General features: G+C 67.5%; 14 protein-coding genes and 2 pseudogenes. All 16 read left to right on the forward strand.

Annotation, left to right across the window (positions count from 1 at the left end; all coding sequences use genetic code 11):
- Positions 1–146 (forward strand): annotated as a pseudogene (locus VTU_RS35870) (tripartite tricarboxylate transporter permease); the annotation flags it as partial.
- 71 nt (positions 147–217) lie between these two features.
- Positions 218–1,105 (forward strand): annotated as a pseudogene (locus tag VTU_RS27085) (tripartite tricarboxylate transporter permease); the annotation flags it as partial.
- A gap of 409 nt (positions 1,106–1,514) precedes the next feature.
- A complete protein-coding gene (locus tag VTU_RS0112380) occupies positions 1,515–1,784 on the forward strand; it encodes a ribbon-helix-helix domain-containing protein (protein ID WP_010104605.1) in 270 nt (89 codons plus the stop codon).
- Positions 1,781–1,924, forward strand: a complete 144-nt coding sequence (locus VTU_RS33600; protein WP_010104607.1) for a hypothetical protein — start codon at positions 1,781–1,783, stop codon at positions 1,922–1,924. The genes VTU_RS0112380 and VTU_RS33600 overlap by 4 nt, the downstream gene beginning before the upstream one ends.
- Before the next feature lie 29 nt (positions 1,925–1,953).
- Positions 1,954–3,252, forward strand: coding sequence for a DUF3422 family protein (locus VTU_RS0112390; protein ID WP_029554354.1), 1,299 nt, complete (start codon positions 1,954–1,956; stop codon positions 3,250–3,252).
- 176 nt (positions 3,253–3,428) lie between these two features.
- A complete protein-coding gene (locus tag VTU_RS0112395) occupies positions 3,429–4,361 on the forward strand; it encodes a DMT family transporter (RefSeq protein WP_010104611.1) in 933 nt (310 codons plus the stop codon).
- 99 nt (positions 4,362–4,460) lie between these two features.
- Entirely contained in the window at positions 4,461–5,531 is a 1,071-nt protein-coding gene (locus VTU_RS0112400) for a CobW family GTP-binding protein (protein WP_010104613.1), read from the forward strand.
- 165 nt (positions 5,532–5,696) lie between these two features.
- Entirely contained in the window at positions 5,697–6,485 is a 789-nt protein-coding gene (dksA, locus tag VTU_RS27090; RefSeq protein WP_010104615.1) for an RNA polymerase-binding protein DksA, read from the forward strand.
- A 35-nt stretch (positions 6,486–6,520) separates the two neighbouring features.
- The gene (locus VTU_RS0112410; RefSeq protein ID WP_010104617.1) at positions 6,521–8,296 is read left to right on the forward strand and encodes an STAS domain-containing protein; all 1,776 of its coding nucleotides are present in this window, start codon (positions 6,521–6,523) and stop codon (positions 8,294–8,296) included.
- A gap of 63 nt (positions 8,297–8,359) precedes the next feature.
- Entirely contained in the window at positions 8,360–8,923 is a 564-nt protein-coding gene (gene hslV, locus VTU_RS0112415; protein WP_029554355.1) for an ATP-dependent protease subunit HslV, read from the forward strand.
- Positions 8,924–9,065: 142 nt separating this feature from the next.
- On the forward strand, positions 9,066–10,391 hold the full coding sequence (gene hslU / locus VTU_RS0112420; protein WP_010104621.1) for an ATP-dependent protease ATPase subunit HslU: 1,326 nt from the start codon (positions 9,066–9,068) through the stop codon (positions 10,389–10,391).
- A gap of 244 nt (positions 10,392–10,635) precedes the next feature.
- Positions 10,636–11,064, forward strand: coding sequence for a division/cell wall cluster transcriptional repressor MraZ (gene mraZ / locus VTU_RS0112425; protein ID WP_010104622.1), 429 nt, complete (start codon positions 10,636–10,638; stop codon positions 11,062–11,064).
- An 8-nt stretch (positions 11,065–11,072) separates the two neighbouring features.
- A complete protein-coding gene (rsmH, locus tag VTU_RS0112430; RefSeq protein ID WP_010104623.1) occupies positions 11,073–11,996 on the forward strand; it encodes a 16S rRNA (cytosine(1402)-N(4))-methyltransferase RsmH in 924 nt (307 codons plus the stop codon).
- 4 nt (positions 11,997–12,000) lie between these two features.
- A complete protein-coding gene (gene ftsL, locus VTU_RS0112435; protein WP_010104625.1) occupies positions 12,001–12,279 on the forward strand; it encodes a cell division protein FtsL in 279 nt (92 codons plus the stop codon).
- Positions 12,276–14,021 carry a peptidoglycan D,D-transpeptidase FtsI family protein gene (locus VTU_RS0112440; RefSeq protein ID WP_010104627.1) on the forward strand — a complete coding sequence of 582 codons (1,746 nt, stop codon included), beginning with the start codon at positions 12,276–12,278 and terminating at the stop codon, positions 14,019–14,021. Before ftsL ends, VTU_RS0112440 begins: the two co-directional genes overlap by 4 nt.
- The coding region (locus VTU_RS27095; protein WP_010104629.1) for a Mur ligase family protein at positions 14,021–15,146 on the forward strand (1,126 nt) is incomplete at its 3' end. The genes VTU_RS0112440 and VTU_RS27095, both read left to right, overlap by 1 nt.

Genomic DNA, 15,146 nt, shown 5'->3' on the forward strand with positions numbered 1-15,146 from the left:
CGCTGCTGCTCTCGCGCGGCGACTGGAGCGTGTTCGTCACGCGCCCGCTGTCGGCCGGCCTGCTCGCCGCCGCCGTGCTGCTGCTCGTCATCGTGCTGCTGCCTTTGGTCAAGCACAAGCGCGAAGAGGCCTTTGTGGAGGGCTGATCATGCTGACCAGAGAGTCCTGCCAGCGAAAACGCCACCCCGCTTGGTGCGTGAAGGCCCTGATGGTCTACGGAGTGTTGATCCTGGCGGCGCTCGTGTTGTCGCTGACCGACGTGGGGTTCAGGTCCGGCTCCGCCGAGAATTTCTCGCTCATGGTGCTGAGCCTGATCGGCGCCGTGGTGCTGGCCTCGGGCTCGTTGCTCAAGACCGTGGCCATGATTCTGCTGGGCCTGCTGATGGGCCTCGTGGGAACCGACTTGACTTCGGGCGTGGTGCGCTTCAGCTTCGACATTCCCGAACTGACCGATGGCATCGGCTTCGTGACCATCGCCATGGGCGTTTTCGGCTACGGCGAGATCATCGCCAACCTGGCCCGCCCCAGCGACCAGCGCGAGGTGGTCACGGCCAAGGTCATCTCGCTGCTCACGCTGGGCATCTACCTGGTGACGGTGCTGATGGTCAGCGCCATAACCATCTACAACATACAGCCCGGCCCCGAGGTGATGATCAACAAGCCGGAACTGTTCCGGGGCCTGGTCGCTTCGATGATAGTCATGCTCATCATCCTGAGCCTGCCGTTGATCGGCATCTGGATCAAGCTGCTGCCCGCGCCGCCCTACCGCTGGCTGTTCCCGTCGATCATGCTGTTCTGCGCGGTGTGCGTGTACGTGATGAGCAGCAACCCCTTCGACATCTGGATGGTCGGCGCCTTTGGCCTGGTGGGCTACGTCTTCCACAAGCTGGGAACCGAGCCCGCCCCCCTGCTGCTGGGCTTCCTCCTGAGTTCGATGATGGAGGAAAACCTGCGCCGCACGCTGCTGCTCTCGCGCGGCGACTGGAGCGTGTTCGTCACACGCCCGCTGTCGGCCGGCCTGCTCGCCGCCGCCGTGCTGCTGCTCGTCATCGTGCTGCTGCCTTCGGTCAAGCACAAGCGCGAAGAGGCCTTTGTGGAGGACTGATCATGCTGGTTGAGACCATCGGCATCCAACTCCGGCAGCTTCGTCCGCGTCACTTTTTCGCTTCACTTGGCTTGGCTGTGAATGGGCAATAGGGTATCCTCCGGCCAAAGCAAGCCCCCGGTGCGACCTCTGCGCGAGCATGCCCCCGGGGGCGTATTTTTTTTCCGGACCGCCCAACTCTCCCTGCCTGGGGCAGCACGAATGGGCCGAATTTGCCAAGCAGGAGGGGCCTTCGCGCCCTTTGTCCGGTCAAGATACTTGCCCGTGCTGGGCAAAGCCTCCATTCCCATCGTGCCCTACAAGACCACAGGTCCCCAGCCAACCTTTTGCGCGACAGCACAGTAGACCGGTGGCGCACAAGGCCGTAGGATTCAATCCGCCAATCCTGCCAATCCCCCCGGAGCCCGTCATGCGAACCACGCAACAAATGCGCATCACCCTGCCCCTCGATATGGCGGACGTGGTGAGAACGAAGGTGCGCTGCGGCGAGTACGCGAGCGAGAGCGAAGTCATCCGCGGCGGCCTGCGGGTGCTGCTCGCGCGCGATCGGGCGGTGGAGAACTGGCTGCACGGCCAAGTGGGGCCGGCCTGCGACGCGCGGATGGCGGACCCATCGCGCGCCGTCACGGCCGAGCAGGTACGCGCCCGGCTCGCCGCCGAGCATGCCAGGACGCGATGAGGCGCCATCGCGTCGTCTTCTCCCCCGAGGCCGAAGAGCAGCTTGCCGCCCCTGTTTCGCTACATGGCGGCAGCGGCCTTGCCCGGTACTACGAAACGATCCTGCGACAAGACGACGGCACGCAAGACCCGGAGCATTGAACGCCCGACCCCAAATTCAGAGGTTCCGCATGCCCGCTTCCGTCCGTCCCACGCAGCACCCCCACCGGGTGATGCTGCACAACGAGGTCCACGCCCGCCCGCCCGAGGCGATGAGCGCCCCGCTGGCCATCGCCCACATCGTGATGCTCGCCGACGCCGCCGAGCGCGAGGCGAGCCGCGCCCACGTGGCGGAGCTCTTGCGCGATCACCACCTGGCGCTGCCCGACGCCGACAGCACCCACCTGCGCATGGACCTGGGGAGCCTGCGCATGCGCTGGGAACTGCACACCGAGTTTGTCTCCTGGACCTTCATGCAGCCCGCCGCGGTCGATTCCCTGGGCGAGCGCGAGCCCGCGAGCGCGGCCGACGCCGTGGCCCACGACTGGCTCGCCGCCTTGCCCGGGCAATGCCTGTGCAGCCTGAACCTGTGGGTCTTGCCGACGCATATCTTTGGCTCGGGCGCCCTGGTGAAGCAACTGCTGAACGAAGACCGGCTGGTCGCGTCCAGCGTGGCCGGCGGGCACGGCGAGGTCTACACCGACTTTGCCATCCACGCCGACGGTTTCTCGCGCATGCTGCTGCTCGCCGGGGGCATGACGCCGCGCCGCCTGGGGCGCCTGGTACAGCGCCTGCTGGAGATCGAGACCTACCGCATGGCGGCCCTGCTGGGTCTGCCCGCCGCGCGCGAGGCGGCCCGTGCGCTGGCCCTTGCCGAGAGCGAACTGGCCGCCCTGGCGCAGGCCATCCGCAGCGCCCGCCGCGACGACGAGGCGGCCCTGCTCGACCGCCTCACGCGCCTGGCCGGGCAGGTGGAGAGCCAGTACGCGGCGACGCAATCGCGCTTCTCGGCGAGCAGTGCGTACTTCGGGCTGCTCGACCGCCGCATCCGCGAGATTGCCGAGTCCCGCCTGGCGGGAATGCAGACCATCGGCGAGTTCATGGACCGGCGCCTGAGCCCCGCGCGCAGCACCTGCGAATGGGCCGCCCGGCGCCAGGATGCGCTGTCTCAGCGCGTCTCCCGCACGAGCAGCCTGTTGCGCACGCGCGTGGAGATCGAGCAGCAGCAAAGCAGCCAGGCGCTGCTGGCCACCATGAACCAGCGCCAGGACCTGCAACTCCGGATGCAGTCCACCGTGGAAGGGTTGTCGGTCGCGGCCATCACCTACTACGTCGTCGGACTCGTGAGCCACCTGGCCAAGGCGGCGCAGCCGCTGGGCTGGCCCCTGTCGCCGGAGAGCACGGTGGCCGGCGCCATCCCCGTGGTTGCCTTCGGCGTGTGGTGCGCGCTCAGGCGCCTGCACCATCGGGTGTTGCGCAGACCCGATTAGCGGCCGGGGCAGCCACGCGAAGCGGCGATGGCGCGCGCCCCGCACTCCTGGCACACTGCATGCTTGGGCGCAGGCCATGCCATCGGGCGCGCGCCACGGTCCATCCCGCATTCCCCAGCGCAGCGCCTGGCGCGCTGCGCTGGGGCGCAATCCCCTGACAGGAAATTCGAACCCCCATGTCTTCGGTCCAACCCATACCGCCGGAGCAGGCCGCGAGCAAGGGCATTGCAACCGGTCTTTTGCTCGCGTTTCTTGGCTCCATCGCCTTCAGCGGCAAGTCCATCATCGTCAAGCTGGCGTACCGCCACGGGGTGGACGCGGTCACGCTCATCATGTACCGCATGCTGTTCGCCCTGCCGATTTTTGTCGTGATGGCCTGGTGGGCGGGCCGGGGCCGGCCGCCGCTGACGCGCAGCGACTGGCTCGGGGTGTTCGGTCTCGGGGTCACGGGCTACTACCTGGCGAGCGCTCTGGACTTTGCCGGCCTGGCCTACATCAGCGCGAGCCTGGAGCGGCTCATCCTGTACCTCAACCCCACGCTGGTCGTGGGGCTCGGCTGGCTGCTGTACGGGCGCACCATCCGCTGGGGGCAGGTGGCGGGAATGCTGCTGAGCTACTGCGGCGTGGTCCTGGTGTTCGGCCGCGAGCTGGGCTCGCAGGGCAACGACGCGGCGTGGGGCGCCCTGCTGGTGTTCCTCAGCACGGTGGCCTACGCCGTCTACCTCGTCTACAGCGGCGAGTTGGTGCGGCGCCTGGGGGCGCTGCGCCTGGTCGGGCTGGCGACCTCGGTGGCCTGTCTGTGCTGCCTGGCGCAGTTTGCGGTGCTGCGGCCGCTCGGCGCGGCGCAGGTGGTGCCCGAGGTGATCTGGCTGTCCATCCTCAATGCCACGCTGTGCACGGCGACGCCGGTGGTGCTGGTGATGATGGCCATCGAGCGCATCGGCGCAGGGATGGCCGCGCAGACGGGCATGGTGGGGCCGCTGTCGACCATTGCCATGGGCGTGTGGATTCTGGACGAGCCCTTCACGCTCTGGGTGGCCGCCGGAACCGCGCTGGTGCTCGCCGGCATATTCCTGTTCACGCGCATGGTGCGCCGCTCCGGGGCCTGATTCCCTCATTGCAGGCGCCCCCGGCCCAACCCCGATAAACTCCCCATCCCGCTGGCGGCGCGTGCCGTTGGCGCTGTTTGCAATCCACAAGACCTTCCCATGTCCCTGATTCCCGTCACCATCCTCACCGGCTTTCTGGGCTCTGGCAAAACGACCCTGCTCAAGCGCTTGCTGGGCGAAGCCCATGGTCAGAAGATCGCCGTGATCGAAAACGAATTCGGCGAAGAGAACATCGACAGCGACATTCTCGTGACCGAGTCCAAGGAGCAGATCCTGCAGATGAGCAACGGCTGCATCTGCTGCACCATCCGCGAAGACCTGCGCGCAACGCTGCAATTGCTCGCCGCCAAGAAGCGCGAGGGCCAGCTCGATTTTGACCGCATCGTGATCGAGACCACCGGCGTTGCCGACCCGGGCCCCGTGGCGCAGACCTTCTTCATGGACGAGGAAATCGCCGCGACCTGCCTGATCGACTCCATCATCACCCTGGTCGACGCCAAGCACGCCGGCCGGCAGCTCGACGAGCGCCAGGAGGCGCGTCGCCAAGTGGGCTTTGCGGACCAGATCTTCCTGTCCAAGACCGACCTCGTGAGCGCCCAGGAGACCGATGCGCTGACCCATCGCCTGAAACACATGAACCCGCGTGCGCCGATCAGGGCCGTGCATTTCGGCGCCGTCGCGCTTGAGGAAGTGCTGGACCTGCGGGGCTTCAACCTGAACGCCAAGCTCGACATAGACCCGGACTTTCTCAAGGAAGAGGCGGCACACGGGCACCCCGGGCACGACCATGCGCATGGCGCGCACTGCGACCACCCCGCGCACCAGCACGACCAGCACGACCACGGCGACCAGGGACGGCACCACCACCACGATGACGACGTGAAGAGCTTCGTCTACCGTTCGCAGCGCCCGTTCGATCCGGTCAAGCTGGAGGATTTTCTCGAGGCCATCGTGAACATTTATGGCCCGCGCATGCTGCGCTACAAGGGCGTGCTGCATATGCGGGGAACCGATCGCAAGGTGATCTTCCAGGGCGTGCACCAGCTCATGGGCAGCGATCTGGGCCCGCCCTGGGCCGATGGCGAGGAGCGCATCAGCAAGATGGTTTTCATTGGCCTCGACCTGCCCCGGGACATCTTCCAGCAAGGGCTGGAGCAGAGCCTGGCCTGACCCGCAGAGACTCGCCGCGAGCTCCGGGGCCGGCGGGTTTGTGCCGTATCCGCAACGCTACCATTTGCGTCAGCCCGGGTCGATACAATCGCCCCCGGGAAAACCCCCGCAAAGCCTGCCCGCGCAGGCAGCGGGGCCCACCCGTATTGCGAGGAGACCAGCCAAGTGAAAGCCGAAACCAGCGCCAGCAAATCCCAGGCGAGCGCCGCCCCTGCCACGGCGAAAAGCGCCGCCACCCCGGTGGCACCGAATGCTGTTGCAAAGTCCGCTCCCAAGGCCGCAGCGCCCAAGGCGGGCGCTGGTTCCGCCACCGCCTCGTCGGCCACGGCTGCGGCGGCTGACCCGCAGCTGCCCACGCGCATGGCCCGACCCTCTTCACGCCTGGCCCAATTGACCGTACCATCCATGGCGCAGTCCGTGGCTTCGACTGCGGCCAAAGCCAGTTACCGACACACCATGCCCACGACCGCGCAAGCGCAGCCCACCTACGCGGTTGCGAAAAAGGATCCCCGGCTGGCGAACAACTGGAAGACCCGGTCCGCCGAAGAGTTGACCGACGCCGAGGTTCTGGCCATGCCCGACAGCGAGTACATGAACGAAAAGCAGATGGCGTTCTTCCGCCTGAAGCTGGTGCAACTCAAGCAAGACATCCACAACAGCGCAGGCGAAACCACCGAGCACCTGCGCGAAGACACCGTGGTCGTCCCCGATCCGGCAGACCGCGCAACGATCGAAGAGGAACACGCCCTGGAACTGCGCACGCGCGACCGCGAACGCAAGCTGCTCAAGAAGATCGAGCAGTCCATCGCGCGCATTGACACGGGTGACTACGGCTACTGCGACGAAACCGGCGAACCCATCGGGGTCGGCCGCCTGATCGCGCGCCCCACGGCCACGCTGTCGCTGGAGGCGCAGCAACGCCGCGAACTCAAGCAAAAGATGTTCGGTGATTGAACAGACCATCCCTTTGCGCACTGTGAACCCCGAACATGAGCAAGGAAGACTCCACACCCGGTGGGCTGTTGTCGAAGGTGGTGCGGTTCGTGCGCAACCCCACGACTGACTGGCGCTCGCTGAATACGTTGCAGGACGATAAGGAGAGCCTCTACAGCAAGCAGATGCTCAAGGAAATGATCGAGCGCAAGCGCCGCAACGACTTCGTTCGGCAGCGCGAATTCGATCAGCTGCGCCGGCTGCGCCAGCGCGGCGTGCAGCCGGGGCGGCGCGTGGCAGCAGACCCCGCGGCGCAACCCTCGTTCTTCCACAGCAGCATGGTCATGCCCGACGAGCGCGCGGACACGCTCAAGAAGATCGACGAGATCGAAGCGCAGATGGCGCAGCAGTGGTGGAAGAGCAAACCGGGCGCGGGGGATGCGCCCGCCCGCCCGCCGGTCGCCGCCGACGTGCAGGCCACGGACGCGCAGGCTTACGCGCCCACGGTCCCGGCCAGTCTGCAGGCGCTGCTCGAACCCCCGCCCCCGCCCGCGGTTGCGCCCTTGTTCGCAAACGACAGCTCGGCGATTGGCTGGTTTGCCGGAACCACGGTGCCCGCAGCCGGGTACCCGGCGCAGGCGCCCCTGGGTCCTGCGCCTGCCCCAAGAAGGCCCGCGCCCATTCCCGCCCCCGCACCCGCGCCGGCCCCCGTACTCGCGCCCAGGGAATTCGTGCACGAACCCGATCTGGAAGAAGCCGCCATCCTCTTTGCCAATGGCGACCATGCGGGGGCGGAGTCCGGCCTGCTGGAGGTGCTGGCCCAGCGCCAGCAGGACGCGCCCGAGCAGCAGATCGAGGTCTGGATGACGCTGTTCGACCTGTACCGCGCCATTGGGCGCAACGACCGTTTCGAGTCCCTGGCGATCGACTTTGCCGCCCGCTTCAACCGCTCCGCGCCACTGTGGTTCTCGATGCCCGAGCAACTCGGAATGGCCGGCGCCGCAGCCCCTGCGGAAGGCGCCGTGGCGGCGTCCGCCGTGCACCGCGATTTCAACTGGCATGCTCCTGCCATGCTGGCCGTGACCTCCGTGGCGGCGCTGCAGGCGTCGCTAGCGCGCGCCGACGGGCCCTGGCCCCTGTTCTGGGAGCGCCTGACGGACATCGACCCGGCGGCTGTGCCCCTGCTGACGAACCTGTTCGTCCAGTGGGCGAACCAGGAGGGCCAGTTCGTGTTCTCGGGCGTGGAACGGCTCAACGCCCTGCTCGGCGCCAAGACCCCTTCGGGCGAGCGCTCGCACAGCCCCGATTGGTGGCTTCTGCGCATGGCCGTGCTGCGCCTCATGGACAAGCTCGACGAATTCGAACTGGTGGCGCTCGATTACTGCGTGACCTACGAGGTCTCGCCCCCGGCCTGGGTCGCGCCACGCTGCGGGTATCGCTGCGACGAGGGCGCATCCTCGGATGAGGCCCCGCTGGCGCCAGACAACGGCAACAGCGGCCACAGCGACTTCATGGCCTCGGACCTGGGCGAACTGTCCGCGCCGCCGGACACCGTGCCCGCAGCACAGCTCAGCGGCCATATCGACGGCAGCGCCACGCCGCTGCTGGCGCCTTTCGATGGCCTGCTGCGCCCCGGCGTGCCGTTTTCCATTGCCTGCGACATGCTCATCCGCGTGGACTTTGCCGCGGCGGGCTCGGTGCTCAACTGGGCCGCTGAGCAGCAGGGGCGCGGCCACGTCGTCGCGTTTCATAACTTGCAGCGGCTGGTGGCGATTTTCTTCAACGTGATCGGTATCAACGAGCACGCCTGGGTGCTTCCGCGCAAGAACTGAAGGCGCCCATGCCCCGTGCCGCCCGGCTTGCAAAATGCCGGGCCACCTCCACCTGCGGCAGTCATGAACCCATCCACAGAGAATCCGGTGTTTCACGGCACCACCATCCTGAGCGTGCGCCGCGAGACGCCCCAAGGCGTGCAGGTGGCCATTGGCGGCGACGGCCAGGTCACCCTGGGCAACGTCGTCGTCAAGGGCTCGGCGCGCAAGGTGCGCAAACTGCACCACGGCAAGGTGCTCGCGGGTTTCGCCGGCGCCACCGCCGACGCCTTCACCCTTTTCGAGCGCTTCGAGGCCAAGCTCGACAAGCACCAGGGCCACTTGGTGCGCGCCGCGATCGAACTGACGCGGGACTGGCGCACCGACCGCGTGCTGCGCCGCCTCGAAGCCATGCTCGCCGTGGCCGACCTGCAGGCCTCGCTCATCATCACCGGCAACGGCGACGTGCTCGAACCCGAGCGCGGCATCGTGGCGATCGGCTCGGGCGGCGCGTACGCGCACTCGGCCGCCAGGGCCTTGCTTGAGCACACCGACCTTTGCGCGCAGGACATCGTCAAAAAATCCCTGGAGATCGCAGGCGAGCTGTGCATCTACACCAACATGCAGCACAGCATCGAGACGCTGTAGGACGCCGTACCGGCGCGTACAGTGCGCCCGCCCCGACCCGCTCCACCCCGCGGGCGTACCGCACAATGCCCTGTTTTCAATCGTTTTGAGCGCTCCATTGATTGTTTCAGCGCCCAAGCCTCGCGCCACCAGGAAATCCGCCATGTCGTCCATGACCCCCCAGGAAATCGTCTCCGAACTCGACAAGCACATCGTGGGCCAGACCAGCGCCAAGCGCGCCGTGGCCATTGCGCTGCGCAACCGCTGGCGCCGCCAGCAGGTGCAGGGCAACCTGCGCCAGGAGATCACGCCCAAGAACATCCTCATGATCGGCCCCACCGGCGTGGGCAAGACCGAGATCGCCCGCCGCTTGGCCAAGCTTGCCGACGCGCCCTTCATCAAGGTCGAGGCCACCAAGTTCACCGAGGTCGGCTACGTGGGCAAGGACGTGGACGCCATCATCCGCGACCTGGCCGAAATGGCCGTCAAGCAGACGCGCGAATCCGAGATGCACAAGGTGCGCAAGCGCGCCGAGGACGCGGCCGAGGAGCGCGTTCTGGACGCGCTGATCCCGCCCGCCCGGGGCGTCGCGGGCACCGAAGCCAGCACCGACAGCACCGCCCGGCAGGTGTTTCGCAAGAAGCTGCGCGAAGGCGCGCTCGACGACCGGGAAATCGAGATCGACGTCTCCGAAGGCCGGCCGCAGCTCGAAATCATGGGCCCCCAGGGGCTCGAAGAAATGACCGAGCAACTGCGCGGCATGTTCAGCCAGCTCGGGCAGGACAAGCAGCGCACGCGCCGGTTAAGGATCGCCGAGGCGCTACAGCGCATCACCGATGAAGAGGCGGGCAAGCTCGTCAACGAGGAGGAGATCAGGACCCGGGCCGTGGCCAACGCCGAGCAGAACGGCATCGTCTTCATCGACGAAATCGACAAGGTCGCCACGCGCCAGGAAACCAGCGGCGCCGACGTGTCGCGCCAGGGCGTGCAGCGCGACCTGCTGCCGCTGGTCGAGGGCACCACCGTATCGACCAAGTACGGCATGATCAAGACCGACCACATCCTGTTCATCGCCTCCGGGGCGTTTCACCTGGCCCGGCCGAGCGACCTGATTCCCGAGTTGCAGGGGCGCTTTCCGATCCGCGTCGAGCTCGAATCGCTGTCGGTGCAGGACTTCGAGGCCATCCTCACGCAGACGCACGCATCGCTGGTCAAGCAATACCAGGCGCTGCTGGCGACCGAGGGCGTGACGCTGGACTTCGCCCCGCAGGGCATCACGCGCCTGGCGCACATCGCCTTCGAGGTCAACGAACGCACCGAGAACATCGGCGCGCGCCGCCTCTCCACCGTCATGGAGCGGCTGCTCGACGAAGTCAGCTTTGGCGCCACGAGCCTGTCGGGCCAGACCGTCACCGTGGACGCCGCGTATGTCGACGAGCGCCTGCAGACCTTGAGCCAGGACGAGGATCTTTCGCGCTACATCCTTTGAGCGCAGTTTTTCTTGAGACGTCACTTCCACAAGGCTTCCCAAGTACCTATTTTTAATGCGTTTTATTCTCTGCGGACCGCGCAATGAATCCTAAGTCCCTGATTTCGCTGTAAGAATTTGTTTGGGCAGCGCTTGCTCGCTGTGCTTTTCCTGCTACAGTGCAAAAAAGTGCATTTAAGTGGTGAAAAGTGCCCTTCAGGTCTGTTGCACGGGCCGGAGGGCAAACCGAGCTGAAAGTCTGTCCGTGTTTCAAGGGGCCTCGTCGCTAAGTCTGGATGCGAAGGGTCGGCTATCCGTGCCGACCCGGCATCGTGACGTCCTGGTGGCGAACGCTGCGGGCCAATTGACCATCACCCGGCACCCGCACGGCTGCCTGATGGTCTTTCCCCGCCCCGAGTGGGAGAGGTTCCGCGAGCGCATCGCCCAACTGCCCATGTCCGCGCAGTGGTGGAAGCGCATTTTTCTGGGCAACGCCATGGACGTGGAAATGGACGCCACGGGCCGCGTGCTAGTCTCACCCGAACTGCGCACGGCCGCAGGCATCTCCAAGGACGCCATGCTCTTGGGCATGGGCGACCATTTCGAACTCTGGGACAAGGCGAGCTACGACGCGCAGGAGGCCAGGGCCATGCAGGGCGACATGCCGGATGTCTTCAAGGAATTCTCCTTTTAAGGCGCACCGTGGCAGACGCTTTGCAACACACCACCGTCCTGCTCGAAGAGGCCGTGAGCGCGCTGCTCGGTGCCGCCGGGCCCGCGCCCGCGGGCACCTGGGTCGATGCGACATTCGGGCGCGGAGGGCATGCGCGTCTGATCCTGCAGCGGCTCGGACCGCAGGGGCGGCTCGTGGCCTATGACAAGGATCCCGAGGCCGTCGCCGAAGCAACGCGCATCACCGATGCGCGTTTTTCCATTCGGCACCAGGGCTTTCGCGAACTCGCGGACCTGCCCGCGGGCAGCGTGGCCGGCGTGCTCATGGACCTGGGCGTGAGCTCGCCCCAGATCGACAGCCCCGGGCGGGGCTTCAGTTTCCGTTTTGACGGTCCGCTGGACATGCGCATGGACACCACGCGCGGCGCAAGCGTGGCCGATTGGTTGGCTGCGGCCGAAACAGGACAGATTGCGGAGGTATTGCGTGATTACGGCGAAGAACGGTTTGCTGGCTCCATTGCAAAGGCGATTGTTGCTCAGCGCGAGAAACGGGGCGCGCTCGTCGGCACCGCCGAACTGGCCGATCTCGTGGCGCGCACGGTCAAAACCCGCGAGCCGGGCCAGAACCCTGCAACGCGCACATTTCAAGCTTTTCGGATTTTCATTAACGCCGAACTTGAAGAACTGCAACAAGCGCTAGAGGCCAGCCTCGCGGTGCTGTGCCCGGGCGGGCGTCTGGTGGTGATCAGTTTCCATTCGCTGGAAGACCGCATCGTCAAGCGCTTCATCGCCAAGCATGCGCGCGAGGCCTTCGATCGCCGTGCGCCGTTTGCCGCGCCGCAGGCGATGCGACTCGTGGCGCTGGGGCGCGTGCGGCCCGGTGCCGCCGAAGTCGCGGCGAACCCGCGCGCGCGCAGCGCGACCATGCGCGTCGCCGAGCGCACCGGGGCCTGACACGATGGCCCGCCTGAACGCCGTCCTGCTGCTGGCCGTGCTGACGAGCGCGGTCTATCTGGTGCACACCCAGTACGAGTCGCGCCGCCTGTTCACCGAACTCGATCGCGCGCACGCGCAGGCGCGGCGCCTGGAGACCGAGTACCGGCGGCTGCAGGTGGAAAAGCGCGCGCAGGCGACGCCGCTGCGCATCGAAAAGATGGCCCGCGGGCAGCTGAACATGCTCCCGGCGACGCCGGCAATCACCCAGTACGTGACCGATCCACAGGGTGCCCAACCATGAGCCGCAGCGTGCGCTACGCATCCAGTCCGCTGCTGGCGAGCAAGACGCCCGTCTGGCGCAGCAAGTTCATCGTGGCGCTGATCGCGCTCGGCTTCATGGGGCTGGGCGCGCGCGCGGCCTACGTGCAGGTGTTCGGCAATGCCTTCTTCCAGCGCCAGGGCGCGGTGCGCTTCGCGCGCACGCTGGAGTTGCCCGCGAACCGCGGCAAGATCCTGGACCGCAACGGCCTGATCCTCGCCTCCAGCGTTCCCGCGACCAGCATCTGGGCGATTCCCGAGGACGTGGACCAGGACGCGCCCGCGGTCCGCGCGAAGCTCGAGGAACTCGCCAAACTGCTCGACATGCCGCTGGCGCAGCTGCACGGAAAGCTCGCCGACGAGGACAAGACCTTCGTCTGGATCAAGCGCCAGCTCGACTGGCACGTGGGCCAGCGGATTGCGGCCCTGGGGATCCGGGGCATCTACCAGCGCGAGGAATACAAGCGCCAGTACCCCGAGGGCGAGGCGGCGGCGCACGTGGTCGGCTTCACGAACGTCGAGGACCTGGGCCAGGAGGGCGTGGAGCTGGCTTTCAACGACCTGCTCGCGGGCCGCGCCGGATCGCGCCGCGTGATCAAGGACCGCCTGGGCCGCGTGGTCGAGGGCCTGGGCGAGGGCGTCCCGCCCGTGGACGGGCGCGACATGCAGCTGTCCATCGACAGCAAGGTGCAGTTCTTCGCGTACCAGAAGCTGCGCGACCAGGTGGCGGTGCACAAGGCGCGTGCCGGCAGCGTGGTGGTGCTCGACGCGCACACGGGCGAATTGCTGGCCTTGGCCAACTACCCGAGCTACCTGCCCGGGCAGCGCCAGCACCTCAGCGGCGAGCAGCTGCGCAACCGCGCGCTCACCGACGTGTTCGAACCCGGATCGACGATGAAACCGTTCACCATCGGCCTGGCGCTGGAGACCGGCCGCGTGCGCCCCGAGACCCCGATAGACACGAACCCGGGACGCATCACGATCACCGGATCGACCATCTCCGACACGCACAACCATGGCCTGCTCACGGTCGAGGGGGTGATCCAGAAATCGAGCAACGTGGGAACCACCAAGATCGCCATGCAGCTGCCGGCGCGCGAGATGTGGGAGACCTTCTCCGCCGCAGGCTTCGGGCAAAAGCCGCAGCTGCGCTTTCCCGGCGTGGTCAGCGGCCGCCTGCGTCCCTACAAGAGTTGGCGCCCGGTGGAGCAGGCGACCATGGCCTACGGCTACGGCCTGTCGGCCAGCCTGCTCCAGATGGCGCGCTCGTACACCGTGTTTGCCAATGGGGGCCGGGTGATTCCGGCAACGCTGCTCAAGACCGACGTGGCGGCCGTGGGCGTTCCCGTGTTCTCCGAACGCACGGCCGATCAGGTGCGCCGCATGCTGCAATTGGCCGCGGGCCCGGGCGGAACGGGCCAGAAGGCGCAGACCCTGGGCTACTCGGTCGGCGGCAAGTCGGGCACCGCGCGCAAGCAGGAGGGCCGCAACTATGTGTCGGGCAAGTACCGCGCCTGGTTCGTCGGCATGGCCCCGATCGACGCGCCGCGCATCATCGTCGCGGTGATGATCGACGAGCCCGGAGGCGGCCAGTTCTACGGCGGCGCGGTGGCTGCGCCCGTGTTCAGCGAGGTCGTTCAGCAGACGCTGCGCATGCTCGGCGTTGCGCCCGACATGGCCGTGAAACCGCACATCGTGGCCGACGCGGAGCCGGAGCCGCTGTGATGCCCGTGATGACGCCCACGATGCACAACCCGCCGCACGCGCTCGATGGCGCAGACGCGGCCGTGCAATGGCTGCGCGCGCGCGTCAGCGGCAGCCTGCACGCGGACAGCCGCCGGATCGCCCCGGGCGACGGCTTCGTCGCCTGGCCCGGCGCCGTCACCGATGGCCGCGCCCACGTGGCCGACGCGCTGGCGCGCGGCGCTGCGGCCTGCCTGGTCGAGCAGGCGGGCGTGCAGGGCTTCGCCTTCCCGCACGCGCAAATCGCCGCCCTGCACGGCCTCAGAGCCGCGGCCGGGCCGATCGCGGCGCAGTGGTTCGGGCAGCCCGCCGAGCGGCTCGCCGTGCTCGCCGTCACCGGAACCAACGGCAAGACGAGCACCGCATGGTGGATCGCGCAGGCCCTGAATGGGCTCTGCGGCCGCGCACCGGCGGCGCAGAAGCAATGTGCGCTCGTCGGCACCCTGGGCCTGGGGGTTGCGCCGGCGCTCGAGGCCACGGGCCTGACCACGCCGGACCCGTTCCAGTTGCAGAGCGCGCTGAGCCGGTTCGCGCAGCAGGGGCTGACGGCCTGCGCCGTCGAGGCTTCGTCGATCGGCCTGGCCGACGCCCGGCTCGATGGAACGCGCATCCGCACGGCCATCTTCACCAATTTCACGCAGGACCACCTCGACTACCACGGCAGCATGGCCGGCTACTGGCGCGCCAAGCGCGCGCTGTTCGACTGGCCCGGCCTGCGCGCCGCGGTCGTGAATGTGGACGACCCTGCGGGCGCCCGGCTGCACGCTGAGCTCCAGGGGCGCGCGCTCGACCTGTGGAGCATCTCGGCCCGCGGCGCGGCGCGCCTGGCGGCCCGGGACATCGCCCCGGGTGCGCAGGGGCTGCGCTTTACCCTGCACGAGGAGGGCGCAGAGCAACAGCTGTTGCTGCAAACCCATGTGATCGGCGAGTACAACGTGCTCAACCTGCTCGGCGTTCTGGCCACGCTGCGCAGCCTGGGCGTTGCGCTGCGCGACGCGGTCGCGGCCTGCGCGCCGTTGCAGCCCGTCCCGGGCCGCATGCAGCAGCTGGCGCTGGCCGGTCAACCGCTGGTCGCGGTGGACTACGCGCACACCCCCGACGCGCTCG

The organism is Verminephrobacter aporrectodeae subsp. tuberculatae At4 (assembly GCF_000193225.1).
GTDB lineage: Bacteria > Pseudomonadota > Gammaproteobacteria > Burkholderiales > Burkholderiaceae_C > Acidovorax > Acidovorax aporrectodeae.

Bases quoted from the DNA above. Each gene is read 5' to 3' on its own strand.
- hslV (WP_029554355.1), top strand. From the start codon at position 8,360: ATGAACCCATCCACAGAGAATCCGGTGTTTCACGGCACCACCATCCTG.
- VTU_RS0112410 (WP_010104617.1), top strand. From the start codon at position 6,521: ATGAGCAAGGAAGACTCCACACCCGGTGGGCTGTTGTCGAAGGTGGTG.
- ftsL (WP_010104625.1), top strand. From the start codon at position 12,001: ATGGCCCGCCTGAACGCCGTCCTGCTGCTGGCCGTGCTGACGAGCGCG.
- VTU_RS0112380 (WP_010104605.1), top strand. From the start codon at position 1,515: ATGCGAACCACGCAACAAATGCGCATCACCCTGCCCCTCGATATGGCG.
- VTU_RS0112400 (WP_010104613.1), top strand. From the start codon at position 4,461: ATGTCCCTGATTCCCGTCACCATCCTCACCGGCTTTCTGGGCTCTGGC.
- VTU_RS0112395 (WP_010104611.1), top strand. From the start codon at position 3,429: ATGTCTTCGGTCCAACCCATACCGCCGGAGCAGGCCGCGAGCAAGGGC.
- hslU (WP_010104621.1), top strand. From the start codon at position 9,066: ATGTCGTCCATGACCCCCCAGGAAATCGTCTCCGAACTCGACAAGCAC.
- VTU_RS0112440 (WP_010104627.1), top strand. From the start codon at position 12,276: ATGAGCCGCAGCGTGCGCTACGCATCCAGTCCGCTGCTGGCGAGCAAG.
- VTU_RS0112390 (WP_029554354.1), top strand. From the start codon at position 1,954: ATGCCCGCTTCCGTCCGTCCCACGCAGCACCCCCACCGGGTGATGCTG.
- VTU_RS33600 (WP_010104607.1), top strand. From the start codon at position 1,781: ATGAGGCGCCATCGCGTCGTCTTCTCCCCCGAGGCCGAAGAGCAGCTT.